The sequence below is a fragment of the Streptomyces sp. NPDC043952 genome, assembly GCF_056435325.1.
Window position 1 is genome coordinate 193,329 of sequence record NZ_JBWKES010000002.1, and the last position, 24,268, is coordinate 217,596.

The 24,268-nt window shown below is 73.9% G+C and carries 17 protein-coding genes; 3 read left to right on the plus strand and 14 right to left on the minus strand.

Features of this window, described 5'->3' with window-relative positions; genetic code table 11:
- Positions 1 to 57: 57 nt before the first annotated feature.
- From AC069R_RS02785 to AC069R_RS02825, 9 genes are all read right to left on the minus strand, one after another.
- Entirely contained in the window at positions 58 to 2,028 is a 1,971-nt protein-coding gene (locus AC069R_RS02785; RefSeq protein ID WP_478763926.1) for a TOMM precursor leader peptide-binding protein, read from the minus strand.
- Positions 2,025 to 2,777, minus strand: coding sequence for an ABC transporter permease (locus AC069R_RS02790; protein ID WP_478763928.1), 753 nt, complete (start codon positions 2,775 to 2,777; stop codon positions 2,025 to 2,027). The genes AC069R_RS02785 and AC069R_RS02790 overlap by 4 nt, the downstream gene beginning before the upstream one ends.
- A complete protein-coding gene (locus AC069R_RS02795; protein WP_478764214.1) occupies positions 2,774 to 3,733 on the minus strand; it encodes an ABC transporter ATP-binding protein in 960 nt (319 codons plus the stop codon). Before AC069R_RS02795 ends, AC069R_RS02790 begins: the two co-directional genes overlap by 4 nt.
- Positions 3,734 to 5,172: 1,439 nt before the next feature.
- Positions 5,173 to 6,252 carry a lantibiotic dehydratase C-terminal domain-containing protein gene (locus AC069R_RS02800; protein WP_478763930.1) on the minus strand — a complete coding sequence of 360 codons (1,080 nt, stop codon included), beginning with the start codon at positions 6,250 to 6,252 and terminating at the stop codon, positions 5,173 to 5,175.
- A complete protein-coding gene (locus AC069R_RS02805) occupies positions 6,249 to 8,933 on the minus strand; it encodes a lantibiotic dehydratase (protein ID WP_478764216.1) in 2,685 nt (894 codons plus the stop codon). Before AC069R_RS02805 ends, AC069R_RS02800 begins: the two co-directional genes overlap by 4 nt.
- Before the next feature lie 476 nt (positions 8,934 to 9,409).
- A complete protein-coding gene (locus AC069R_RS02810; protein ID WP_478763932.1) occupies positions 9,410 to 10,999 on the minus strand; it encodes a nitroreductase family protein in 1,590 nt (529 codons plus the stop codon).
- Between the two features lie 84 nt (positions 11,000 to 11,083).
- Positions 11,084 to 13,015, minus strand: a complete 1,932-nt coding sequence (locus tag AC069R_RS02815; RefSeq protein WP_478763933.1) for a TOMM precursor leader peptide-binding protein — start codon at positions 13,013 to 13,015, stop codon at positions 11,084 to 11,086.
- Positions 13,005 to 15,275 carry a TOMM precursor leader peptide-binding protein gene (locus AC069R_RS02820; protein ID WP_478763935.1) on the minus strand — a complete coding sequence of 757 codons (2,271 nt, stop codon included), beginning with the start codon at positions 15,273 to 15,275 and terminating at the stop codon, positions 13,005 to 13,007. The genes AC069R_RS02815 and AC069R_RS02820 overlap by 11 nt, the downstream gene beginning before the upstream one ends.
- Positions 15,276 to 15,320: 45 nt before the next feature.
- Positions 15,321 to 16,676, minus strand: a complete 1,356-nt coding sequence (locus AC069R_RS02825) for an AfsR/SARP family transcriptional regulator (RefSeq protein ID WP_478763937.1) — start codon at positions 16,674 to 16,676, stop codon at positions 15,321 to 15,323.
- A 278-nt stretch (positions 16,677 to 16,954) separates the two neighbouring features.
- On the opposite strand from AC069R_RS02825, the gene AC069R_RS02830 reads away from it, so the two are divergent.
- The gene (locus tag AC069R_RS02830) at positions 16,955 to 17,149 is read left to right on the plus strand and encodes a hypothetical protein (protein ID WP_478763939.1); all 195 of its coding nucleotides are present in this window, start codon (positions 16,955 to 16,957) and stop codon (positions 17,147 to 17,149) included.
- Between the two features lie 462 nt (positions 17,150 to 17,611).
- On the opposite strand, the gene AC069R_RS02835 is transcribed toward AC069R_RS02830, so the two are convergent.
- On the minus strand, positions 17,612 to 18,397 hold the full coding sequence (locus AC069R_RS02835; RefSeq protein ID WP_478764218.1) for an SGNH/GDSL hydrolase family protein: 786 nt from the start codon (positions 18,395 to 18,397) through the stop codon (positions 17,612 to 17,614).
- 462 nt (positions 18,398 to 18,859) lie between these two features.
- Between AC069R_RS02835 and AC069R_RS02840 the strand changes: the two genes are divergently transcribed.
- Positions 18,860 to 19,657 (plus strand): tyrosine-protein phosphatase, encoded by a 798-nt coding sequence (locus AC069R_RS02840; protein WP_478763941.1) that lies wholly within the window; start codon positions 18,860 to 18,862, stop codon positions 19,655 to 19,657.
- Between the two features lie 42 nt (positions 19,658 to 19,699).
- Here AC069R_RS02840 and AC069R_RS02845 read toward each other — a convergent pair whose 3' ends face one another.
- Both AC069R_RS02845 and AC069R_RS02850 read right to left on the minus strand, forming a co-directional pair.
- A complete protein-coding gene (locus AC069R_RS02845) occupies positions 19,700 to 19,822 on the minus strand; it encodes a DUF6126 family protein (RefSeq protein ID WP_478763943.1) in 123 nt (40 codons plus the stop codon).
- Positions 19,819 to 20,445 carry a helix-turn-helix domain-containing protein gene (locus AC069R_RS02850; RefSeq protein ID WP_478763945.1) on the minus strand — a complete coding sequence of 209 codons (627 nt, stop codon included), beginning with the start codon at positions 20,443 to 20,445 and terminating at the stop codon, positions 19,819 to 19,821. The genes AC069R_RS02845 and AC069R_RS02850 overlap by 4 nt, the downstream gene beginning before the upstream one ends.
- A 116-nt stretch (positions 20,446 to 20,561) precedes the next feature.
- Between AC069R_RS02850 and AC069R_RS02855 the strand changes: the two genes are divergently transcribed.
- Positions 20,562 to 20,843, plus strand: coding sequence for a hypothetical protein (locus AC069R_RS02855; RefSeq protein ID WP_478763947.1), 282 nt, complete (start codon positions 20,562 to 20,564; stop codon positions 20,841 to 20,843).
- Between the two features lie 4 nt (positions 20,844 to 20,847).
- On the opposite strand, the gene AC069R_RS02860 is transcribed toward AC069R_RS02855, so the two are convergent.
- Positions 20,848 to 22,233 (minus strand): aspartate aminotransferase family protein, encoded by a 1,386-nt coding sequence (locus AC069R_RS02860; RefSeq protein ID WP_478763949.1) that lies wholly within the window; start codon positions 22,231 to 22,233, stop codon positions 20,848 to 20,850.
- 52 nt (positions 22,234 to 22,285) lie between these two features.
- The gene (gene dxs / locus AC069R_RS02865; RefSeq protein ID WP_478763950.1) at positions 22,286 to 24,238 is read right to left on the minus strand and encodes a 1-deoxy-D-xylulose-5-phosphate synthase; all 1,953 of its coding nucleotides are present in this window, start codon (positions 24,236 to 24,238) and stop codon (positions 22,286 to 22,288) included.
- Between the last annotated feature and the right edge of the window lie 30 nt (positions 24,239 to 24,268).

The window sequence follows — 24,268 nt, forward strand, 5'->3', positions numbered from 1 at the left end:
CCCGGCCCCGCCGGGGACCCTTCGCGTTCCGGGGGTTCGTTCGCGTTCCGGGGTCCGTCAGGGGAAGGGGTGCGGCACCAGCCGCAGGTCCGTGTCCCGCAGCGGGGCGTCCACCAGTCCCGCGCGGTACGGCGCGGTCCGCAGCCTCGGCAGGTGCGGTGCCCGCTGGCGCAGCCAGCCGAAGTCGATCGGCAGCAGTCCGGGGGCGAGCGTGGCGACCGTGCGCAGCCCCATCCGCCGCTGCTCCGGCGTCGTCTGGTCGACGGCGATGACATCGCAGTCCGCGCCGGCCAGCAGATCGCGCAGCAGGGTGACGTCGTCCAGCAGATCGGCGGTGCGGGGCCGATGCCGCTCCCAGTCGGTGAACAGCTCGGCGAGCGTGGCCACGCGGGGCGGGGCCAGGTAGCTGCGGGCGTGCTCGCGCATGGCGGGCAGCCCGAACAGGGCGGCGTGGTCGGGCAGTCGTACGACCTTGTCGAAGTCCTCGGCCATGGCGGCGAGTTCGGCGGGGCGTTCGGCGACCTGGCGGGGCAGGTGCGGGATGTAGGTGAGGATCTCGGAGAGCGCCGACTCCACGGCCGTCTCGGCGTCGAAGGAGGCGCCGGCCGCGAACGCCAGGGTGCCGGGTCCGTCGTCGCGGCGTACGGCGAGGCCGGTGACGACCGGCACCGGCAGGTCCACCCGGTTGTCGAAGACATGGACGTCGTAGCCCTGGAGTTCGGCGCGGGCCGCCATCGCCCGCACCCGTTCGCCGCCGACCGAGTCCAGGTCGATCTCGGGCAGCGGCAGGTTGCCGTACCAGCCGAGCAGGAAGGCGTCCCGTTCCAGGAGTTCGAGCAGGCCGAAGAAGACCGCTTCCTCCAGACTGGCGCCGGTGGCGCAGCCGTTGGAGCACTCGAAGACGAAGTTGTCCTCGCGGGTGCCCGCGCTGTAGTAGACGAGCCGGGCGGGCACCAGCACGGACCGCTCCTCGCGCAGCGACCAGCCGGTGACCCAGGGCAGCGGCCGGGCCGGGTCGAAGGGTTCGACCATCGGGTCCTCGGCGTAGGTGCGCGGCGCGTACAGTCCGCAGGTGCGGGGGTCCAGGGCGCGGTCGCCGAGGTCGTCGTAGGCGGCGGTGACGATGGGGGCGCGGTGGCGGCGGTGGGTGCCCGCGTACCGCTCCAGCCCTTCCAGGAAGGCCAACTCGCGGCTGCGGACGAAGGAGTTGGCCTGGCCGCTCCAGGTGACGTCGGTGAGTCCGGCGTAGCCCCGCATGAAGACGCTGCCCGCGACCGGCGCGGTGGTGGGCGAGGTCACGTCGATCCAGGTGCCGCCGCCCAGCACCCCGCACACCGGGTTGGCGAGCCCTCTGACCGGCAACGGGAAGTCGCCGGGGCGGCCCGAACGGTACTCGTCGGGGCCGGACTTGGGACGGGAGGACAGGGGCCCGGCGGTGTGCTCGGCCGCCGCGTCGGCCACGGCCCCGGCGGTCGCGGGGCGGCAGTTCGGGCACATGGGGTCGGGCAGCAGCGGGAAGGTGCGGACCTGAAGGGTCTCCAGGTCGAGTTCGGTGACGCGGGGCAACTCGCCGTCCGGACCGGCTGGTTGGTGCCGGGCCGTGCCGGTGGCGATGAGGCGGTGCAGGGACCAGACGGCGTCCGCCAGGTGGTCGGGCAGGGCGGGCCAGCGACCGGCGGCCGTGGTCTCGGTGCCGGTCTCCAGCGCGTCGCGCTCGGTGCGGGTGCGCAGCCGCTGGCGGCGCATCGCGAGGCAGGTTCCGCAGGCCCGGCCCGCCCCGGTCATGCCGCCCCAGGGGCCCAACAAAACGGCCTGGGCGGTGAGATGGATGCCCGCCGAGTGCGGGGGCACCGGACCGGCCGGGACGGGCCGGTCGCCGAGGACGTTGGTGTCGCCGATGCGGGAGACGGCCGGGGCGGGCAGTCCCGCCGCTGCGGCGCGGGCCGCCAGGAGGTCCTGGAGGGCCGCGCGGGCGGCCTCCAGGGGTGCCGTCGCCGGGGCGGGAGCGGGGGCGGTGGCGATGGTCATGTCCGGTTGCTCCAGCGGAAGATCCGGGTGGCGATCAGGCCGAAGATCAGGGCGAAGACGACGAGTCCGACGCAGTCCAGGCCGATGTCCCCGAGGTCGCCGCGGCCGCCCATGGCGTCGGTGAGGCCGTCGTTGAGGTAGTGCAGCGGCAGCACCTTGGCGACCGTGCGCAGCCAGCCGGGCATCAGGTCGTCGGGGAAGAACGAGCCGGACAGGAAGGCCATCGGCACCATCACCAGGTTGGCGATGGCCGCCACCGACTCCGGGGTGTTCGCCAGGCTGCCGACGACCAGGCCCATGGCGAGGAACGCGGTGACGCCGAGCACCAGCAGCGGAATGCCCGCCCACCAGGGGCCGTTCAGCTTCAGCCCGAAGAACGGCAGCAGCGCCACGGCGGTGAACAGCACCGTCTGCGCGGCGGCGACGCCGAGCGCCAGGGTCCAGCGGGAGGCGATCAGCGAGCGCAGCGGGGTCGGGGTGCGCCAGATGAGGCGCAGCAGGTCGTCGCGGCGCCACTGCATCAGGGCGAACCCGACGGAGAACACGCAGGCGTTGCCGACGCCCCAGGAAAGGACGCCGGGGGCCGTGTAGTTGATGGAGGCCATCCCGCCGTTGACGCGCTGGCCCTGGAAGATGAGGCCGAACAGGACGAGGAAGGCGAGCGGGAAGGCGAAGGTGAAGAAGAGGGTCGTACGGTCGCGCACGCTCGCGGCGTAACCGGCCCTGGTCAGTGCGGCGTAGGCGGTCAACTGCGGTGCTCCGTTCCATGGCCGGTGAGGCTGAGGTAGGCGTCTTCGAGGGTGGCGGTGCGCACGGTGACCGACTCGATGTCGACCAGGTCGCCGAGGGCGGTGAGGACGTGGTTGACGGCCGAGGTCTCCAGGACGAGTTCGTCTCCTTCGACGCCGGCCCGGTCCACGCCGGGCAGCGCGAGCGCCGCCTCGGGCGTCAACTCGCCTGCCGGGAGAAGGAGTCGGGCGGGCGCGGCGAGCGCGCGGATCAGGCCCCGCGGGGTGTCGAGGGCGACGATCCGGCCGCCGGCCACGATCGCCACCCGGTCGCACAGCGCCTCGGCCTCGTCCAGGTGGTGGGTGGTGCACACGATGGTGCGGCCCTCGGAGCGCAACGAGCGCAGCAGCGCCCACAGTTCGCGGCGCGCCTCGGGGTCGAGGGCGGCGGTGGGCTCGTCCAGGAAGATCAGCTCCGGTTCGTGCAGCAGCGCGGTGGCGATGGCGAGGCGCTGCCGCTGTCCACCGGAGAGGTGGTCGACGCGCGCGTTCTCCTTCTCGGTGAGCCCGACCCGCTGAAGGGCGGTGCGCACCGTGTCCGGGGCCATGCCGTAGAGCGCGGCGACGGTGCGCAGGTGTTCGCCCGCGGTGAGCCGGGCGAAGAACGCGGAGGCCTGGGTCTGGACGCCGATCCGGGCGAGCAGCGCGGTGTCCCGTGGCCAGGGGCTCTGACCGAGCAGGCTGACGGTGCCGCCGTCCGCCTCGCGCATGCCCTCGACGATCTCCACCAGGGTGGTCTTGCCCGCGCCGTTGGGCCCGAGGATGCCGAAGAACTCACCGCGCCGCACGGTGAGGGAGACGCCGTCGAGCGCGGTGACGTCTCCATACCGCTTGATCACGCCGTCGAGGACGACGACCGGCTCGGTGGTGGCGGCGGGGCCGGGCGCGGTCCCGGTCTGTGCGTGGGGTTCGTTCATCTCGCCTTTCCTTGCGGGGTCCAACGGCGCGCGGGCGGAGGCGACTTGGCCGGGGTCCGCGTGCGGGGAGGTGGGTGCGGCGGACCGCGCGGGACCCTGCGCCCGGCCTTCGGCAGGGCCCTGCGTGCGGCCCCTGACAGGGTTCTGGGAGCGGTCCTCGGCAGGGTTCTGGGCGCTGTCGGGGGCAGGGTTTTGGGCGCGGTCCTCGGTACGGCCGTCCGTACGACGCCCGTGCAGCCGCCGCCCTGCCGCGCCGAGCGCCCACACCAGCAGGACGGCGGCGAGCAGTGCGGTCGGCGCCCACCAGGCGAGGGCCGCCATGCGGTCCGGCAGCAGCCGGCGCAGGACCGCCCCGGCGAGCGCGAGCAGCGCGGCGGTCTGTACGGCCGTGAGCAGGGCGAAGCCGCCGTACAGCAGGCGCAGCCGGGGCGGGTAGGCGCCGAGGCCGGGGCCGCGGCGCAGCAGGGCGCGGGCGGCGAGGGCGGTGAAGGCGCGGCTGCCCTCGGCGAGGCCGGAGACCCCGAGGGCGTGGCCGAGGGCGCGGTAGCCGTCGAGCGGCGCGAGCGGCAGCAGGTTGGCGAGGCCGGTGACGACGCCGAGCAGCAGCAGCGCGCCGAGGGCGGGCCGGGCCTGGGCGCCGGCCGGGAGCAGCAGCCAGACGACGTAGAACGGCACCAGGAACAGGAGGTTGGCGAGCACGCCGGCGCAGGCGGTGGCGACCTTGCGAGCCCGGCTGCCGAGGAACTGGACGTCGTCCACCTGGCAGTAGAGGTAGGTGGCGCCGAGGATCCAGCGCAGCCCGATCTCGCCGACCCGGCCGCCCCAGGTGCGCGCGAACAGGCCGTGGGCCAGCTCGTGCAGGGCGAGGCTGCACCACAGGACGCAGCCGACGGCGATCAGCAGCACGGGCTGTTCGGCGGTGTGCTCGGTCTGCCGCCACAGGGTCCCGGCGTCGGCGGCGACGGCGGCGAGCACGCCGGCGGCCAGCGCGGTGAGCACGGCCAGCAGGGCGGGCCTGCGGTCCAGGGCGGTGAGCCGGTGCAGGCGGTCCATGAGGGCGGGCGCGTCGGCGACCATCCGGGTGTGTCCCGCGAGGAGGCCGCTCGGCCGCTCGGCGGGGGTCGGCGCCGGCGCGGGCGGGGTGGGCGCGGGGCCGCCGTCGAGCAGGCCGCGGGTGCCCAGCAGCCGGAGCATCTGCCCCCATTGGGCCTCACCGAGCCGGGTGCCGAACTCGGCCGCGTAGGCGTGCCCGATCTCCGCCAGGGACCGGCTGCCGTCGAGGCGGGCGATGATGAAGTGCTCCTTGGGGCCGACCTCCAGACGCCGTCCGGTGCGCGGGTCCTTCAGCAGGTGGATGCGGTTCGGGCCGCGCAGCAGGCTGGGGCCGAGGACGATGTCGGGGTGCAGCCGCGGCCGGGCGGCCAGGAAGGTGTCGGTGGTCATCTGGTGTCCTCGGGGGCGCCGTCGCGCAGGGCGCGGGCGAGGACGTAGGAGAGGAACGCCTCGTCGCGGACGGTGATGCCCAGCCGGTTGTTGGTCATGTGCGCGTAGGGCGACAGGAGCATGGGCAGAGCGTGGGCCGGCTCGGTGGCGTGGATGTCGCGAGTGCCGTCGAAGGAGCGGAAGACCAGCTCACCCCGTTTCGCCAAGTGGGTTGCGCGGTCGCGCAGTTCGGCGCAGTGGACGGCCCAGCCGCGCAGGAAGGCCGGCAGCCGGTCCAGCTCTGCGCGGGCCACCGCCTCGCGGATGTGCCGGAAGCGTTCGGGCAGCCGGCCGCCCATGGCGTCGTACGCCCGCTCATAGCCCTTGTCGGTGGTGTAGTTGGTGGTGCTGAACGCGTTGTTCCAGAAGCCGTGGTAGCGGTCGAGGAAGGTCAGCAGGGCCTCGTCGTCGGCGAGGAAGGTGCCGGAGACGACCATCATCAGCTGGGCGGACAGGCCGAGGAGCACCGTGCGAAGATGAAGGTTCATGGTGCGGGTGGCCTCGACGACGAGGTCGCTGGAGTGCTGGAAGTGCCACTCGGCGAGCGCGATCCCGGCCGGGCCGCCGTATTTGCCGTACTCGGGCTCGTAAGGCCGGTCCTCGTAGCTGTTGTTGGGGCGCAGCCGCATCCGTCCGTCGGGGCCGACGAATCGGGCGCGTTCCTCCTCGCTGTACTCCAGCGTGAACAGCGTCTCGTACAGCTCGGCGAAGAAGCCGGCCTTGACCTCGTACAGGGCGGGGCGTTCACGCAGGAACGCGTCGAGGGCAGCGTGAGTGCGTTCCCGGACGGTCTCGGCGTCGGCGGCGCGGACCGGCTTCAGGCGCAGCCGCAGATGGGGGCCCTCCAGCCAGTAGTTGATGAAGAACCAGCCGTCGAGCAGCCCTTTTTGAGTGAGCTGGTCCACCAGGGGTTTGACGCACTGGAGGAGCAGCGGGCGGGGGCTGGCGGCGTAGAAGACGTGCACCGCGAGCCAGTCGCCGGGCGCGCCCTCGGTGCCCTCGGTGGTGGTGTCCGCGGCGGGGGTGGGTGCGGTCATCGGGCTTCGTCCTTCCTCGGCGGGCCGGCCGGTGCGGGCAGCATCTCTACGGCGAGTTCGGCGACATGCCGGCCGCGGGGCGAGGTGACGTGCAGTTCGTCCTCGCCGGGCAGCATCTCCTCGAAGACGGTCCGGGCACGCCTGCCGGCCAGGAGACCTTCGAGTCCGGTGAGCGAGAGCGGGCTGGCGAAGTCTACGTACTGGGGCTTGGCGGAGCCGGGCCAGCCGGCCGCGTCACCGTCGCGTTCCTCGTGGACGGTGGCGAACACCCGCTCGGGCAGGCCGTGTTCGGTGCGCCAGCGGTGCCAGCCGAGGTACCAGTCGGCGTCGGTGGTGCCCGGCATGCGCAGCGGGAGGCGTCCGGCGGCGACCGTCCAGGAGCGGCGCTGGAGGACGAGGCCGTGGTGGCGGACGCGGGGGCGCCGGGTGACTCCGGCGCGCTCGGGCCCCGCGGGCACGCCGCGCCACACGTCGGGCTTGGGGCGGGCGGTCGGGGAGAACAGCAGCAGGGTGCGCGGGATCTCGGGCAGCACCATGGGCACCAGGTAGCCGAGGTAGAGGGGGACGACCTCGCGGCCCAGGCGGCGTGAACGCAGCAGCAGCCGGTCGGTGGCCTCGTCGTGCTCGGCGTACAGGTCGTCCAGGTGCAGGCGGGCCTCCTCGGGCGCGGTGCTGATCTCGCCGGGGCAGACGATCTCGTGGTCGGTGAGCCGGCCGTGCAGATTCAGGTTGGTGGTCGCGGAGCCCGCGGTGATCTCGGCGAATACAGCGCCGGGCGGCAGGAGTTCACGCAGCTCGGCGCGGATGGCGGCGGTCAGTCCGGGGCCTTCGGGGCCGTCGAAGCAGTGGGTGAAGCGGGTGAAGGGGAAGCAGAGGCCGCCGAAGGAGTCGTTGAGGACGACCAGGGGGTCGCCGTCGCGGCGGGCGAGCTGGAGGAAGTGGCTGTACGGCTGGAACGCCGGGGCGGCGGCGCCGAGGGCTCCGGCGACCTCGTCGGCGAGGGCGTCGTCCAGTACGAACTCCGCGGCGTCCGGCGGGAGTTCGCCCCAGCGGTCGCGCATGCGGGCGGTGAAGGTGGCCCGCGCCCGGTCCAGAGCGGTGATCTCGGGCAGTCCGAGCCAGTTCTCCTCCGGGGCGTGGCCGCCGTCCGGCAGGAAGTCGTCCTTGGCGGAGGTGAATTGGAGGTACTGGCGGAAGATGTCCTCGTGGAAGTCGTGCACCAGGCGCAGCAGATCCTCGCAGCGCCCGCCGCGGCCGAAGCGGGCGAGGAAGAAGCCCTTGAGGGTGAGGCGTTGGGGCAGCGCCACGTCGAAGGCGGGCAGCAGTCGCCCGAGCGAACGCAGCGGGCCCTCGGCGAGCCGCGTCCACTCGGTGAGGCCGGCGCTGGTGGTACCGGCGGACACGTCCTCGTAGACCAGGGTCTGCGGGAGGGACGGACGCTCGGCACCCAATTCGCTCTGGAGCGAGAGGAGTTCGGTTCTGAGCGTGCGGAGCAGGGTGCGGCGGGTGGGGACGTCGGCCGCAGGGAAGCGGGCCAGGATGCGGGCGGGTCCGTCCAGGCGGGCGGCGAGTTCCCCGGCCCACGGCCGGTCGAGGGCGCGCAGCGAGTCCTGGAAGGCGCGCACCGGGTCGCCGCTGTGCACGCCGGTGGCGAGGCTGGGGAGCTGGAGCATGCCGAGGTCGCGCAGGGCGGCGAGATAGTGCTCGGCCTCGTCCTCGCCGGCCCCGGTGGTGGTGGCCAGCCAAAGCGCCAACTCGCCGTATCTGAGCGTGCCTTCGTGGTCGCGCAGCAGGGCCAGCATGCCGTCGAGGGTGCCCTGGCGGCGCAGGAAGAACAGCCGGTCCTGGGCGGCGTCGAAGCTGACGGCCGCGCTGTCGTCGCCCGCCGTGACGGCCCGCTGGACGTAGCGGACGCGGTCCTCGTCCAGCTTCCAGCCGGTGGCCAGGGCGACCGGGAGGTCGGCGCGGCGTCCGGGGTCGGCGGCGACGAGTTCGGCGAGGCGGGCGAGGGCGACGACGTTCAGCCGGGGGTGGCCCGTCCAGTCGTCGCCGACCCGCGTGACCGCCGTACCGTCCCCCTCGTCCCCGAACCGGCCGACGGCGACGCCCGTGAGCGTGCTGAAGGGGCTGGTCTTGCAGGCGGTGCGGTAGACGTACGACAGCAGGGAGCGCTCCATCTTGCGGGCGCGCTTGCCCGGTACCGGGGCCGGGTCGGCGGCGAACGCGTCAAGGCGCTCCTCCAGCGTGGGCGAGGCCAGCAGCAGGCCCCTGCGCAGCCGGTCGTCCAGGGCCAGCTCGCGCAGCGCGGCACGGGTGCGACCGAACCCGGCGGCGAGCACGGACTCGCCCTCGGCCCGCAGTTCCTCCCAGCGGACGCGGGCCGCCAGCCACTCGGCGAGATCGGCTCCGGCGTCCCCGCCGAGCCCCTCGGCGAGCGCGCGGGCGGCCGGAAGGTCGCCGGGCAGACGGTTGTTGAACACCTGGCGGCGCAGGGCGAGCAGCCGGCGGCGCAGCGCCGCGTCGTCGGTGGCGCCGACCGCGGCGGAGAGCGGATCGCTGAGCCGGGCGCCGAGCGCGGCGAGCCGGTCCTGCTCGGCGGCGGTCCTGGCGGCCCAGTCGGCGGCCTCGGGGGCGCGCAGGGCGAGGACGGTGTCCACGGGGAGACCGGCGACGCGCAGCATGAAGCGGTGGTGCAGGGTCCGGGTCGCGGATCCGGCGGGGCTGTCCCCCGACGGCTTGGCCGACGCGCCCGAGGCCGGGGTGCCGGAAGACGGGACCGGGATGTCCGCGGCCGGGGCGCCGGAAGCCGGGGGCGGGGCGTCCACAGCCGGAGCGGCGGAAGCCGGGACCGAGCCGTCCACAGCCGGGCCACCGGAAACCGGGACCGAGCCGCCCACAACCGGGGCACCCGAAGCCGGGACCGCGCCGTCCACAGCCGGGGCGCCGGAAGACGGGGGCGGGGCGGCCGCGGCCGGGGCGCCGGAAGACGGGGGCGGGGCGGCCGCGGCCGGGATGCCGGAAGGTGAGACCGAGGTGTCCGGCCCCGGACCGTTCTCCGCGGGGACGTCCGCGGTCGGGGTGGTGGCGGTCGGGCTCACGCCCTCCCCCTTTCCTGTGGGATGTGCGGCCGCCCTGGTGGCGGGGCGGGGTCCTCGGGTCACGGGGCCACGATGTCGTAGCGGTAACCGGCCGGGCGGGGAGCCTCGTTGCCGATCATCATCACGAGCAGCGGGATCTCACCGCGTGCGGCGAGCCCGAGCTCCTCCGCGAAGGAGACGCAGTCGAAGCCGAGCGCGACACCACAGCCCATGCCCGCCGCGGCGGAGGCGGTGTACACGGCCTGCGCGGTGGCGCCGATGACGGCGTTGACGAGCCGGAGGCCCCGGTCACCGACCGCGTCCAGCACGGCGTGGGTACGGGCCGCGGGCACCAGGACGGCGGCGGCCTGCTCCAGGTTGTAGTTGGCGAGGAAGTAGTTCTCCTGGAGGAAGCCACCGAAGTCACCGGCCTTCAGCAGCACCAACTCGTCGGTCCGCCAGTCGTGTTCGTAGATGCCGGGCGGGATGTCCCGGACGTGGTTGACGAAGACGTACTGCCGGGTGAGGGGCGCCGCGCCCGGTGTCTCCGCGTCGGTGTCCAGGGTGCCGGCGGCGACCGCCGCGGCCAGCGCTGCGGACAGCCGGGCCGGAGCGAGCGGAGTGGCGGCGCTGAACCGGCCGAAGCTACTGCGGCGTTCGCGCAGCGCCCGGCGTACGGTCGCCTCCAGCGCGAGCGGCGCGGGCAGCGCAACGCGCTCACCGGGTCCGGGCGGTGTGACCAGCGCGGAGTCCAGGGTGCCGGGCGCCGGACGGTCGGCGGCGCCCTCCAGGGTGGCCGCGTGGATCGCGTGCACGGTCGGGAAGGTCAGCACGCGCCGGGACCGCTCCTCGGGGACGCGGCGGACCCGCGCGCCGGGAGTCTCCGGAGCATCGCCCCGCTCGTCCGCCTTCGCCCACCGCAGCGGCACCACCGCGAACACCCCGTCCTGCTCGGGGTCCAGCCCGAGCACCCGGCCGAGGCGGGGCTCGTCGAACCAGAGCGCGGCACCGATGTGCAGCCCGTGCGCACGGGCCCACATCCGCCAGGTCTGGAGCAGTGCGCCGATGTCCATCGTGACGACGTGGTAGGAGAAGCTGTTGTACTTGAAGGCGTTCTGCCAGAACGTCACGCCCAGCACCAGGAACTGGTCGGTCCCGGCGGCCTCTTCGAGATCGCCGAGGGCGGCCCGGACCTCGCCGGTGACATCGCCGGACAGGGTCCGGGCGAGGGCGTTGCGCGGGGTGTCGTAGTAGTAGACGCCGGGGGCGAGGGGGCCGCTCGCGCCGCTGATCCAGTGGATGCCGACGGGGTAGAGGCCACCGCCGGAGGAGGTGCCGCGCGACCAGTTGGCGTGGGTGTGGTACGGCAGTGAGCCGAGGTCGCTGTTGGCCTGGACGGCGAGCCGGCGGCCGGTCAGCCCGTAGGAGTCGCGGAGCATCGCGCCGAGCAGCGGCAGGGTGAACGCCCCGGTGCCGCGCGGCCCGGACAGCCCCCGGTCGAGCGTCGCGTCGTCCGCGCAGCCGCCGTCGGGCAGCGGCAGGACGGGGGCGCCGGGGAAGAACTTGCCCTTGCGGGGGCGGTCGGCCCAGTCGGGCACGAAGTCGGCGGGTTCCATGGGGATCCGGCCCCGCCGCATCACCGCGGTCGCGTACTCATGGGCGTATCCCATGGTCACTTCCCTTTCTGCTGTCTGTGGTCGAGGCCGGCCGAGCCGTGCACGGGACATGGGGCGTCTGGGCGAGGGTGCGTCGGGTCAGGGGAAGGGGTGCGGCGCCGGGTTGAGCTCGGCGGGCGTCAACTCGTCGTCCCGCAGGCCCGCTTCGCGCAGGGCGGTGCGCATCCGGGGCATCAGCGGGGCGCGTTGCCGGCTGGTGCCGAAGTCGATCGGGAGCAGGCCGGGCACCAGGACCTTGACGGTGTGCAGGCCCAACTCCCGTTGTTCCGGGGAGGTCTGCTCGACCACGACGACATCGAAGCCGTGCGCGGCGACGGCGGCGACGCAGGCCGCCACGTCGGTGCGCAGGTCGGCGGCGGGCTTCAGGGCGCCCTCCCCCGCGGCGAGGGAGGCGAGCGGCACCCGTTCGGCGTCGTCGCGGTCGCGCAGCAGGAAGTCGGTGTACCGGCCCATCTCGGGCAGCCCGTACAGCAGCGGGTGGTCGTGCAGCACCCGGACCTCGCCGAAGTCCCGTGCCATGCGCCGCAGTCGGGGTGCCTCGCGGGCGGTGCGGCGGCGCAGGTTGACTGCGTCGGTGGCGATCTCGCAGAGCCCGCCGGCGAGTGCTGCCTCGGGGTCCAGGGAGGCGCCCGCGCCGAAGCAGAGCAGTCCGGGGCCGCCGTCGACGCGTTCGGCGACGGCGGTCACCACCGGGACCGGGAAGGTGATCCGGGTGTCGAAGAACCGGGCGCGGTAGCCGTACATCGCCAGCCGGTCGACCATGGCGCGGGTCGCGGCCCGTGTGCTGCTCGCCGGGTCGATCTCGGGCAGCCGGAGCCGACCGAACCAGGCCAGCAGGAAGGCGTCGCGTTCGACGGTCTCCATCAGCCCGTGGTAGACGGCCTCGGTCAGACTGCCGCCGGAGGCACAGCCGTTGGAGCTCTCCTGGACGAAGCGCCGCCGGATGCCGCCGGGCGCGTGGTAGTAGGCGACCACCTCGGGCACGAGGACCGGCCGGTCGTCGCGCAGCGACCAGCCCCACACCCAGTCCACCGGGCGGTCCGGCGCGAACCGCGGCACCTCGGGGGCGGCGGCGTGGAAGGCATCGGAGTACAGGCCGGTGACGCGCGGGTCGACGGCGAGGTCCCCGAGGTCGTCGAGGGCCGCGGTGACCACGGTCCGCTTGGCGCGGGCCCGCATCCCGGCGAACCGCTCCAGGCCCTCCAGCACCCCGACGCGGACGCTCGTGCCATAGGAGCCGGTGTGGCCGCCCCAGTAGCATTCCCGCAGGTAGTCGCCCGAGCGGGTGGTGAAGGCGCCGATCACCGAGGAGGTCGACGCGGAGGCCAGGTCGGGCGCGAAGGAGGGGCCGAGCGCGCCGGTGACGGGGTTGACGAACGCCTCCGGCACCAGGTCGTACGCGGCGAGCGGGCGCGAGCGGAAGTCTGCTGGGTCGTGTTTGGTGCCGGGGTCCAGGGTGATCCGGGCGCCCTCGGCGGTGTCGTCCGGGCGGGTTCCGCAGGACGGGCACTCGCCGTCGGGCACCAGCGCGAGCCGGGAGACGCGCAGGGTCTCCAGGTCCAGCAGCCACACCCAGGGGTGCCGGCCGCCCCGGTCCCCGCGGGCCGCCGCCGCGACCAGGGCGGCGAGGGCGTCCACTGTGAAGCCGGCCAGCCAGGGCGGGGTCCCGGTGGCCCGCGGAGCGTCGCCGCGTTCCAGCGCGTCGCGCAGGTATCCGGCCCGTACCGCCTGCCAGCGGCGCGCGAGGCACCGGGGACAGCCGGGCGCGCTTTCGGCGGGTACGGGACCGACCACGGCGTGGTGTCCGTACAGGCCCACCGGTACCGCACCGCGCGTGAAATCCCCTGCATTCTGAGCGAGTTCGTCGCGGACGCCGAGCGGGGTCACCGCCGCGCTCGGGGTGCCCGGCCGGCCGGCGAGGGCGGTGGTGAGCGCGGCGCACACCGCGTCCCACGGCCCGGCGGCCGGGGGCGGTGCGGGGCGCGGCGCGGTCGCGGTCTCAGTGGGCACGGCGTGTCCCGCGGATCAGCACGACACGCGACGCGAACACGGAGCCCGCGGCGAGGTCGGGGGCGGTGACCCGCACCGCGAAGGCGTCCCGCCCGGCCGCGGCGAGGCCGTCGAGGACGGCGGCCCAGGTGGTCGCCGTGCCGGGGGCCGGTACGACGCCGCCGGGGACGAGGGTCGCCGCGTCCAGGTCCGCCCACAGCGGGTCACCGCCGTCGAACTCGCCCGCCGCACGGCGCAGTTGCTCGGCGCCGAGCAGATCGCGCAGCGCCTCCAGGACGGCCTCCCGGTGGCGCAGCCCGCTGCCGGTGGCCCAGCGCACCTCGCCGCCGGCCGGGTCGGTGAACCGGGCGAGCACCACCGGCAGCAACGGGCCGCCGAGATCGAGGACTTCGGCCGTGACGCCGAGGTTCTCCGCCGACCGCAGCAGGAACAGCAGTTCCGGGTCGCCGGTGAGGGTCTCGGGGTCCACGGTGCGCACGGGGTTCGTACGGCGGACGGCGGCGTCCAGCGCGTCCCGCGCCAGAGCGGTGCGCAGGGCGCGGGCGAGCGCGGCACGGGGGCTGCCCGCGGCGCCGGTGCCGGCGGAGGTCCGCTCGAACAGGCCCTCCCCGTTCCAGCCGCCGAAGGTGCGCACGGCGCCCGCGGGCAGCAGCACGGTCCGCCCGTCGAGCAGCGAGGTGGCCTCGCTGAACTGGGCGAGGCGGTCGGCGGGCACCTCCAGGCCGCTGGAGACGGAGAGTTCGGCGGGGGCGAGGCGGGTCCACTTCCCGGCGGCGGCCGCCAGCGCGGCGGGCGTCAGCACCGGGGGCGGGACGACGTGTTCGACGTACACCTCGGCGGCGCGGAAGACCGCGCTCAGCCGGGCCCCGGCGACATGGTGGACGTCGGTGGCGGACACCGTCCGCGTCCGTCCGGGTGCGAGGCCCAGCCGTACGGTGCCGATCTTGAGCGGGGTCTGCTCCCACTCGTCGTCGGCGTACGCGGTGAAGACGCCCGCCGCCTCGCTCAGCAGGACCTCGCGCTGCTCCAGCGCGGCGAGCGCGGCACGGGCGGCGTCCTCGTCGGCGGCGCCGTCGGCGGGCGCGGCGGCGGACTGGTCCTCGGGGCGGGCGGCGCGCAGGGCGCCGGGGCTCTCCGCGGGCTCGCCGGCGGGGGCGCTGGAGCAGTGGGGACATCGCGGATGCGGCAGCAGCGGCTGCGCGAGCACGTCGAGGGAGTCGAGGTCCTGGATGACGATCCGCCCGCGGGTCTCGGCGGGCAGTGCCCCGGTGACCAGGCGGAACACCTCGAAGGCGAGCAGGTTGCCGAGCATCCCGGCGAGGGGGCCGCCGATGAGGGGCGCGGACGCGCCGAGCGGTGCGGCGGGTCCGACGGACGCCCACAGGTCGGCGCTGTCGGCCGCGTCGGTGCCCGCGCCGAGCCGCAGCGCGGCGCAGCACCAGCAGCCGGTGCTCCCGGCGGTCATCTCGGGGCCGATGACGGCACGGCCGCCGAAGGTCCACGCGCCGAGCAGCCTGCGCCCGGCCGGCACGCCCTCGGTGAGCAGCCGCAGCAGTTGCCGGGGCCCGGCGGCGGGGGTCACCAGGACGGTGTCCCAGCCCTCCAGTTCGGCCCAGCCGTAGGTGCCGTCGGCGGCCTCCCCGAGGCGGACGAGCCGGGGGGCGCAGCCCGCCTTGGCGAGGGCTGCGGCCTCGGCGTCGATGTCCGCGCTGCCCTCCACCCCGTGCCGCTCGGCACGCAACTCGCTGCAGGGCGAGGCGGGTTCGGTGATGGCGACGGCGCCGCTGCCGTTGCGCAGCAGGCCGAGCGCGGCCCAGCGGGCGAGGGCGTCGTCACCGAGGACGGCGACCGGGGTGGCGCGGAAGCGGGCGAACCGTCCGGTCGCGTCGTCGGCGTAGTGGTCGAGGTAGTCGAGCTGGTGCGCGAAACGCTCACCGACCTGTGGCGGGAGGGCGTCGGCCGGGGGTTTGGGGCCGGCGTCCCGCGCGAAGCCACGCGCGTAGAGGGCGCGCACGAGTTGGACCACCATGTCGCGCTGCTTGTCCCCCAGCCCCGCGCACAGTTCCTCGACCCGCCGCTCGCCGTCGAAGTGCGGCACGATCAGCGTGGCGAAGCGGTACGCGTTGCGGGTGCGGAGGTTGAACCCGCCGTGCGCGTTGTGGAAAAGCACTCCGTCCGGGGTCCGGGTGTAGAGGACGTCCCGGCGGATGCGGGGCCGCGACTGCGCGATCTCCTCGTAGGAGGCGGGTGCGTGGGGCATGGGCGGGGAGACCTTTCGATGCTGCGGGGAGGTTCGGCTCGATGCTCACGGGGAGGTCCGGCCGGCGGCCGGGTCGGGGAGGTCCACCGGATCGTGCGGGACGGCGGGGGCGCCGGGGAGGCTGGCACCGGCCGCCTGGACGAAGAGGCGCAGCAGGTCGTGGACGCGGTAGCGGCCGGAGGGGTCCTCCTGGAGCAGCCCGGCGTCCACGAGCGAGCTGAGCACCAGGGCGCCGGGGGCACCGGGCGAGCCCCGCCCGAGCCCCGGCGACGGCTCGCCGGACCCATCGGAGAGGCCGGACCCATCGGAGAGGGCGGGCCCATCGGAGAGGGCGGGCCCGCCCAACCCACCGGAGCCACTGGCCCCGCCAGGCCGGCCCAACCCGCCGAACCCGCCAAGGCCGCCCGACCCGCCGAACCCGCCGCGCCCGTCCGACTCGCCGGACCCGCCAAACCCGCCGTGCCCGTCCGACTCGCCGGACCGGCCGAACCCGCCGAACCCGCCGGACCCGACCGGCAGCGGCAGGGGCCGCGCACCGGACGGCAGCGGCGCGGCCGGCGCGCCGTGGGCAAGCGCCCCGCCCGGTCCCTCGGGCAACTCGCCACGCAAGACGGCGAGTTGGAGAGCACGCAGCACCGGGCCCGGCTCCACGCCGAGTTCCTCGGTGAGGTGGGCGTGGATCCTGCGGTACTCGGCAAGCGCCTCGGCGCGCCGACCGGAGCGGTACAGCGCCTCGACGAGCAGGGCGGACAGCCCCTCGTGTCCGGGGTGCGCGCGCACGGCCTCGCGGGCCTCGGGGATCAGCTCGCGGTGCCGGCCGAGGCGCAACTCGCCGTCGAAGACCCGCTCCACCGCGAGAAGGCGCTCCTCGGCCAGGCGGGGCACGAGGTCGCGGTGGATCTCGTCGGAGTGCACGTTGGTCAGCAGGGATTCGCCCCGTGGTTCGCCCCACAGCGCCAGCGCCGCACGGGCGAGCCGCAGCGCGGACTCCGGGTCGTCGGCGGCGTACGAGCGGGCGAGCAGTTCGCGGAAGTGCAGCAGATCGAGGGTGCCGGCGTCGGCGTGCAGCCGGTAGCCGCCGGGCACGGCCTCGATGGCGTGATCGGCGACGCCGTACTTGGCGAAGAGCCGGCGCAGCCGCAGCACGCAGGTGTGCAGCGCCGATCTGCCGCCCGCCGGCGGCCGGTTGCCCCAGACCACACGCTGGAGCAGCTCGGAGCCGACGACCGCGCCGGGGTGGAGCAGCAGGGCGGCGAGCAGCGAGGCGGGGCGGGAGGGCTGGAGTACGACGGTGTCCTGGCCGTCGGTGATGGCGAGCAGGCCGAGCACGAGGAACCGGGGTCTGCCGGTGCCGGGTGCCGGGGAAGCGCTGTCGGGCGCTGGAGTGCCTGTCTTCACCATGGCCTTTCAGCGTCGGGGTTGCATGCACAACGGCCTTGCGGAAGGGCGGCGTTGGGCATGCCAGGGGGTCGGCGGCGTGCCCACATCCACTTCTGAGACGGGAACTTAGATTCGAAGATGCGGTGGCGTCCAGTGCCAGGAGGAAAACGTCCGGTGACGCAGGGGCGACCCAAAGGCCGCCGGGCGATGGGGCGTTGGCGATCCGATCGCAAGGGCATACGCTGCGACCAGGTGGGCCGGGCCGGTTGCCGGGGCACCACGCACCCAGGGGAGGATCCATGCCGTGGTGGCCGCTGATCCCGGTCGTCTCGATGATCGCCGGGCCGCTCGCGCTGTACGTCATGACCCGGCGCAAGCGCGCCGGACAGGGGGCGGACGAGCGGTACGAGGAGCTTTCCCGGAAGTACACCGCCCTTCTGGAGGAAACCACTTCGGGCGAGCTTCCGAACGGCCGCGACCGCCGTCCCGAGTAGCCGGCGGCGGCGTCACCGATTTCCAGGCGGGAACGGGCTAACACGAACCGGCATTCCGAAATCCGGTTGCGTAATTCCCGGTCCGGGGGCGCGCCGGTGCGCGCGGGCGGCGCGCGGGCATGTACGGCGATACGCGCACCGCCCCGCGCCGCACCGGGTGAGGTGCGGGGCGGGGCGGCGTGCGTTCCGGACCGGTCAGGCCATGGCGCGGTCCGTCTCCGGGACCGGTGGGGCCGAGGAGGCGGCGCGGTAGGTGTCCCGAACCGGTCAGACCACGGAGGCGGCGCAGTACATGTCCCGAACCGGTCAGACCACGAAGGCCGCGCAGAACGTGTCCCGAACCAGTCAGACCACGAAGGCCGCGCAGAACGTGTCCCGAACCAGTCAGACCACGAAGGCCGCGCAGTACCTGTCCCGAACCGGTCAGACCACGAAGGCGGCGCCGTACGTAGCCCGGACCGGTCAGGCCACGGAGGCGATGCGGGTCCGGATGTCCTCGGGGGAGAGGGTGCCCTTCGCGGTGACGTGGTCACCGGAGGACTCGCCGCGCAGCCGGCGGCCGATCCACGGGACGAGGTGCTCGCGGGCCCAGTGGACGTCGTCGCGGCGGACCTCCAGGGTGCCGCGGGGCGGCAGCGGCGGCCACGGCTGCTCCGGGTCGGCCGGGATCTCCAGGCCGAGCGCCTGCCCGGCGCGCAGCGCGACACGGGTGTGCCCCTCGGGGGAGAGGTGCAGCCGGTCGCTGTCCCAGGCCCGGCGGTCCTGCACCGACCGCAGCGACCACAGGTCGAGCACGGGGCAGCCGTACCGGTCGGCGATGGCTCGCACATGCCCGTTGTACGTGGCGATCTTGCCGCGCAGGTGCTTGAGCAGGGGGACGCCGCGGGTGTCGAACCCGGTGGTCACCATGACGGTGCCGGCCGCCGAGGCGAGCCGGGCCACTGCCGCCTCGAACCGCTCGGCCACCTCGTCCGGGTCGGTGCCGGGCCGGATGATGTCGTTGCCGCCCGCGCAGAAGGAGACCAGATCCGGGGCGAGTTCCACGGCCTGCGGGACCTGGTCTGCCACGATCTGGTCCAGCAGCTTCCCGCGCACCGCGAGGTTGGTGTACTGGAAGTCACCCTCGGGCCGCCGGTCGGCGAGCAGGACCGCCAACCGGTCGGCCCAGCCCACGAATGCCCCGTCGGGGCCGGGATCGCCGACGCCCTCGGTGAAGCTGTCCCCCACCGCCACGTACGACCCGATCACTGATCTGCTGTCATTCTTCGAATCGTCTGCCACGTCGGGCCATGATTCACCTTGGGGTGTGACCTACGCGACCGTAGGAAGGGGTTGACGAACGGTGAGATGAGCCACTTGGAAAGTTTCCCGGTTCCAGGAATACGGCCGCCACCAGCGCTGTTGGAGCCCGGACACGCTTCTCGGGCGAGGGCGCCAACCGCACGCGGTACCCGGCGCGTTGCCGACCCGCGGGCGGGGGTGACCGGCGGTCGGGGCGACCCGCGGGCCGGGGCGACCGGCGGTCGGGGCGACCCCTGCTCCGCGGCGACGGGCGGCCCCGGACAACCCGTGCACCCGCCTCATCCGGGTCCTTCCCTCCCCGCCGACCAGGCCTGTGGACAACTCATTGCCCCACGAAACCAATGCCGTATGGTCGACGCAGCGCCCGCCGCGAGCCGTGACGGCGGGGACCGACCGGGAGGAGCCCCCGTGACGCAGCAGGTCCCGTCGACCGAGCCGGAGCTGGCCGGTGTGCGCAATTTCCGTGACGTCGGCGGACTGCCGACCGTGGACGGCCGCCGGCTGCGCCATGGCGTGCTGTTCCGCAGCGGGCACCTGGCGCACGCGACCGCGCAGGACGTGGCCTTCCTCTCGTCCCTGGGCCTGCACACCATCTTCGACTTCCGCAACGCGGCCGACCAGAAGCTGGAAGGCCCGGACATCGCGCTGCCCGGCGTGCGCAATGTGAACCTGCCGCTGAGCGACCCGGCGGACGGCGCCGAGTTCTGGAAGATGGTCCGTGACGGCAATCTCGACGAGCTGCGCGCGATACTGGACGACGGCAAGGGCGCGGCCCGGATGGTCGCCTCGTACCGGTCCATCGTGCGCGACCGCACCGCCGAGCACTCGCGGGTGCTGCACGCGATCGCCGGGGACAGCGTGCCGGCGCTGCTGCACTGCGCGGCCGGCAAGGACCGCGCGGGCATCTCGATAGCCGTCACCCTGCTCGCCGTGGGGGTGGAGCGGGACGCGATCGTCGCCGACTACCTGGAGTCCAACGCCAAGCACCGCCGCTACAAGGTGCGGCGCAGCGGCAGCGCCCAGAGCGCGTACACGTCCGAGGTGATGGAGCTGCTCAGCCCGCTGTTCGACGCGCGCGCCGAGTATCTGACGGCCGCCTTCGAGACCATCGAGGAGACCTGGGGCGGCGTGGACGGCTATCTGGAGCAGGGCCTGCGGCTCACTCCCGAGACCCGTGAGCGGCTGCGGGCGCGGCTGGTGGACTGACCCGTCCGTGCGGCCCGCGCCCGCCTCGCGACCGGCGCGGGCTCAGCTCTTGCCGCCGATCCTGAACAGCAGGAAGAGGAACGCGGCCAGGACGTGCCCGACGGCGATGTAGATGATCAGCCGGATCCACAGGGAACGGGGGAACTTGGTCTCCAGGTCGCTCATGACGGCTCTCCGTTCAGGTGCCCCAGGCACAGCGCGGCCGTGGGGCTCTGTAGCAGGGTGTGGACGAACAGAAGCTCCACGCCGTCCGGGTCCTCGGCGGCGAGGCGGTGCGGGGTGAGCGAGTCGAAGTGGGCGCTGTCGCCGGGGGCGAGCAGATGCGTGGCGTCACCGAGGCGCAGCCGCAGCCGTCCCTTGAGGACGTAGAGCCACTCCTCGCCGGGGTGGACGCGCACGATGTCGCCCTGCGCGCCGTACGGTGCGTGCACCCGCAGCGCCTGCATCCCCCGGCCGGGGGCCCCGGCCTGGAAGTAGGTCCACCCGGCGGCCCGTGTCGGGTCCATGTCCGCGGCCCGCACAATCGCGTTTTGGTCGGCGACCCGTTCGCCGAGGAGTTCGGAGACCGTCGTACCGTAGGTACGCGCGAGTGCGAGCAGCATCGGCAGCGAGGGCCCGCGCTGGCCGGTCTCCAGCCGGGACAGATGGGCCGGTGAGAGTCCGGCATTGCGGGCCGCCGCCTCCAGGGTGAGACCGGCCCGTCGGCGCAGTGCGCGCAGCTGCGGCGCGACGGCGGGCAGATCGTCACCCTGGCCCGCCGCCGGCGATGCGGCATCTGAGGCGTTCATGCCTCTATTCAGCGCTCCTTTTGCCCGTCGGGCAAATTTCTTGCCTCCCAGGCAAAAGCCGTGCGCTGCTACGATCACCCCCAGCTTTTGAACACGTTCAAAGCATGGGGGTTCACATGTCCGACCACCGCCCGCCCGGCTGCGGCGACGACTCGCCCGCCACCCTCCTCGGCCCCACCGCGCTCGTCCTCGGTGCCGTGGCCGCCCCGGGGATCTGCCCGCTGCTCATGCTGTTCCCGGTGACCGGGCTCGCGGGCGCGCTCGCCGTCACCTTCGGCCTCGCGGGCGTCCACTACGCCCGCCGGGGACTGGGCAGGATGTGGCCGGCCGCCACCGGGACCGTGCTCGGCGCGGCCGGCTTCCTCTATCCGTGGATCCTCCTGGGGGCGTTCGCCTGACCGGTCAGCGGTTGGCGACCGCCTGCTTGATCAGCGTCCTGCCGAAGTCCCACATCAGACCGCCGCCGCTGTGCGCGTCGTCCATGACCGCGGTGAAGCCCTCGATGAACCGGTCCACGTCGGCCTCGCCGAAGACGAGCGGCGGGATCAGCTTGATCACTTCGAGGTGGTCGCCGGAGACCTGGGTGAGGATCCGGTGCCGCTGGAGCAGCGGCACGACCACCATCTGGGCGAACAGCCCCTTGCGGGCGGCCTGGAGCATGGCCCAGCGGCTGCGCAGCTTCAGCGAGGACGGCTTGCCGAACTCGATGCCGATCATCAGGCCCCGGCCGCGGACGTCGGCCAGCAGCTCGTACTTCTCGACGAGTTCGGTGAGCCGGGACTTCAGCAGGTCGCCGGTGGTGCGCACGCCCGCGACGATCTGCTCGTTCTCCATGACCGACAGCACGGCGAGCCCGCACGCCATCGCCTGCGCGTTGGCACCGAAGCTCGCCGAGTGGACCAGCACGCGGTCCATGGACGAGTAGACCTTCCGGAAGATCCAGTCCTTGCCGAGGGTCGCGCCGACCGGGACGTAGCCGCCGGACAGGGCCTTGGCGACACACACCAGGTCGGGTTCCACACCGTCCTCGTGCTGGTAGGCGTAGAAGTCGCCGGTGCGGCCGAGGCCGGTCTGCACCTCGTCGGCGATCAGCAGCGCCTTGTGCTTGTGCAACAGCTCCTGCGCGGCCCGCAGATAGCCGGGCGGTGCCTCGTGCACGCCCTTGCCCTGGATCGGCTCCACGATCAGCGCGGCGACATCGCCCTTCTTCAACTCCCGTGCCAGGGCGTCGAGATCACCGAGGGGGACGGCGGTGTCGGGCAGCAGCGGGGCGAAGCCGTCGCGGAAGCCGTTCTCCCCGTTGACGGACAGCGAGCCGGTGGTCAGCCCGTGGAAGGCGTGCTCGCAGTACAGGACGCGGGGTCGGCCGGTGGCGTAGCGGGCGAACTTCAGGGCCGTCTCGACCGCCTCGGTGCCGCTGTTGCCGAAGAACACCCGGTCCAGGTGCGGGCTGTGGGCGAGCAGCCGCTCGGCGAGCAGTCCGGGCAGCGGCTGGCAGTCGAACCGGGTGAGGTCGGCGAGGTCCAGGTCCAGGACGTCGTGCAGCGCCTTGCGGACGACCGGGTGGTGCCGGCCGAGGCCCATCACCCCGAACCCGGCGAGCATGTCCAGGTAGTCGTTGCCGTCGGCGTCGAAGAAGTGGGCGCCCTCGGCGCGCTCGTAGACCTTGTCGAAGCCGATGGTGTGCAGCATGCGCGGGAGTTGCGGGTTGAGGTACTTCGCGTGCAGCTCGTAGCGCTCGGCTCCGCGCTCGGCGAGCAGGGCGCCGAGGTCGAACTCGGTGGTCATTCCTTCTCCTTGTCAGCGCCCCGGAAGGGCACGGAACCATGTCGGTGTGCGGCTACCGCCGCTCGGGCGCGACCAGCCCCGACGGCGCCGCGGGCGCGGGGCGGCCGGACGTGGCACCGTCCGGCGCGTCCTCGTCGTCCCGCGCCGCCAGGCTCCCGCCGATCCGCCCGGCGATCTCCACGGGCGTGAGGCCGATGTCGGCCAGCACCTCGCTGCGCTTGGCGTGCGGCAGGAACTGGTCCGGGATGCCGAACAGCCGTACCGGCACGTCCACCCCGGCGTCCGCGAGGGCCTGCGCCACGGCCGAACCGACCCCGGAGGCACGACTGTTGTCCTCGACCACGGCCACCAGCCGGTGCCCGGCGGCCAGCCGGGGCAGGTCCGGGTCGACGGGTTTGACCCAGCGGGGATCGACCACCGTGCACCCGGTGCCGCCCGACTCCAGCAGCCCGGCGGTCTTCAGGCAGACCGGCGCCATCACCCCGACGGCGACCAGCAGCACCTTCGGCCGCTCCGCGCGGTGCAGCACGTCCATGCCGCCCACCCGGTCGAGCGCCGGGATGTCCGGGCCGACGTTCTCCTTCGGGAAGCGCAGCACGGTCGGCGCGTCGTCCACGGCGACCGCCTCGCGCAACTGGCTGCGCAACTGCGCCGCGTCGCGCGGGGCGGCGATCCGCAGGCCCGGCACCACCTGGAGGAGCGACATGTCCCACATGCCGTTGTGGGAGGGGCCGTCGGGGCCGGTGACGCCGGCCCGGTCGAGGACGAAGGTGACCCCGCAGCGGTGCAGGGCGACATCCATCAGCACCTGGTCGAAAGCGCGGTTGAGGAAGGTGGCGTACAGCGCGACGACCGGATGCAGTCCGGCGGTGGCGAGCCCGGCGGCCGAGGCGACCGCGTGCTGTTCGGCGATGCCCACGTCCCACACCCGGTCCGGGAAGCGTTCGGCGAAGGCGCCGAGGCCCACCGGGTGCAGCATCGCGGCGGTGATCGCGACGACGTCCTCGCGTTCCCCGCCGATCCGGGCGATCTCCTCGCCGAACACCGAGGTCCAGGACCGCCCGCCGGCGGCGGCGAGCGGGGCGCAGGTCGCCGGGTCCATCACGCCGATGGCGTGGAAGCGGTCCAACTCGTCGGCGAGCGCGGGCTCGTAGCCGCGACCCTTCTCGGTCAGGCAGTGCACCAGGACCGGGCCGTGGAAACGCTTGGCGCGGCGCAGCGCGGACTCGACGGCCCCGATGTCGTGCCCGTCGACCGGGCCGACGTACTTCAGGCCCAGGTCCTCGAAGAGGCCCTGGGGGGCGAAGGCGTCCTTGAAGCCCTTCTTCGCGCCGTGCAGGGACTCGTAGAGGGGCGCGCCGACCACGGGGGTCCGCTGGAGGATCTCCTTCCCCCAGGCGAGCACCTTCTCGTAGCCGTCGGTGGTGCGCAGGGTGGCCAGATGGTCGGCGAGCCCGCCGATCGTGGGGGCGTAGGAACGCGCGTTGTCGTTGACGACGATGATCAGCGGCCGGTCCGGGGCGTCCGCGATGTTGTTCAGCGCCTCCCAGGCCATGCCGCCGGTCAGCGCGCCGTCGCCGACCACGGCGACCACATGGCCCCGCTCCCCCTTCACCTCGCGCGCCTTGGCGAGGCCGTCGGCCCAGCCGAGCGCGGCGGAGGCGTGGCTGTTCTCGATGACGTCGTGCTCGGACTCCTCGCGCGCCGGGTAGCCGGACAGACCGCCCTTGCCGCGCAGCTTGGAAAAGTCCTGACGTCCCGTCAAGAGCTTGTGTACGTAGGTCTGGTGGCCGGTGTCCCAGAGGATCCGGTCGACGGGTGACTCGAAGACCCGGTGCAGGGCGATGGTCAGCTCCACCACGCCCAGGTTGGGCCCGAGATGACCGCCGGTCCGCGACACCGCTTGCACCAGGAACTCGCGTATCTCCTCGGCCAGTACCCCGAGTTCCGCCCCGGACAGCCCCTTCAGGTCCCGCGGTTGCCGGATCGTCTCCAGAATCGTCACGTTCGTGGCCCCCTCTCGCTTCGTGCAGTT

Bases quoted from the DNA above. Each gene is read 5' to 3' on its own strand.
- AC069R_RS02850 (WP_478763945.1), bottom strand. From the start codon at position 20,445: ATGAACGCCTCAGATGCCGCATCGCCGGCGGCGGGCCAGGGTGACGAT.
- AC069R_RS02805 (WP_478764216.1), bottom strand. From the start codon at position 8,933: ATGCTGCGCGTCGCCGGTCTCCCCGTGGACACCGTCCTCGCCCTGCGC.
- AC069R_RS02795 (WP_478764214.1), bottom strand. From the start codon at position 3,733: ATGAACGAACCCCACGCACAGACCGGGACCGCGCCCGGCCCCGCCGCC.
- AC069R_RS02860 (WP_478763949.1), bottom strand. From the start codon at position 22,233: ATGACCACCGAGTTCGACCTCGGCGCCCTGCTCGCCGAGCGCGGAGCC.
- AC069R_RS02785 (WP_478763926.1), bottom strand. From the start codon at position 2,028: ATGACCATCGCCACCGCCCCCGCTCCCGCCCCGGCGACGGCACCCCTG.
- AC069R_RS02855 (WP_478763947.1), top strand. From the start codon at position 20,562: ATGTCCGACCACCGCCCGCCCGGCTGCGGCGACGACTCGCCCGCCACC.
- AC069R_RS02800 (WP_478763930.1), bottom strand. From the start codon at position 6,252: ATGACCGCACCCACCCCCGCCGCGGACACCACCACCGAGGGCACCGAG.
- AC069R_RS02845 (WP_478763943.1), bottom strand. From the start codon at position 19,822: ATGAGCGACCTGGAGACCAAGTTCCCCCGTTCCCTGTGGATCCGGCTG.
- AC069R_RS02830 (WP_478763939.1), top strand. From the start codon at position 16,955: ATGCCGTGGTGGCCGCTGATCCCGGTCGTCTCGATGATCGCCGGGCCG.
- AC069R_RS02810 (WP_478763932.1), bottom strand. From the start codon at position 10,999: ATGGGATACGCCCATGAGTACGCGACCGCGGTGATGCGGCGGGGCCGG.
- AC069R_RS02820 (WP_478763935.1), bottom strand. From the start codon at position 15,275: ATGCCCCACGCACCCGCCTCCTACGAGGAGATCGCGCAGTCGCGGCCC.
- AC069R_RS02825 (WP_478763937.1), bottom strand. From the start codon at position 16,676: ATGGTGAAGACAGGCACTCCAGCGCCCGACAGCGCTTCCCCGGCACCC.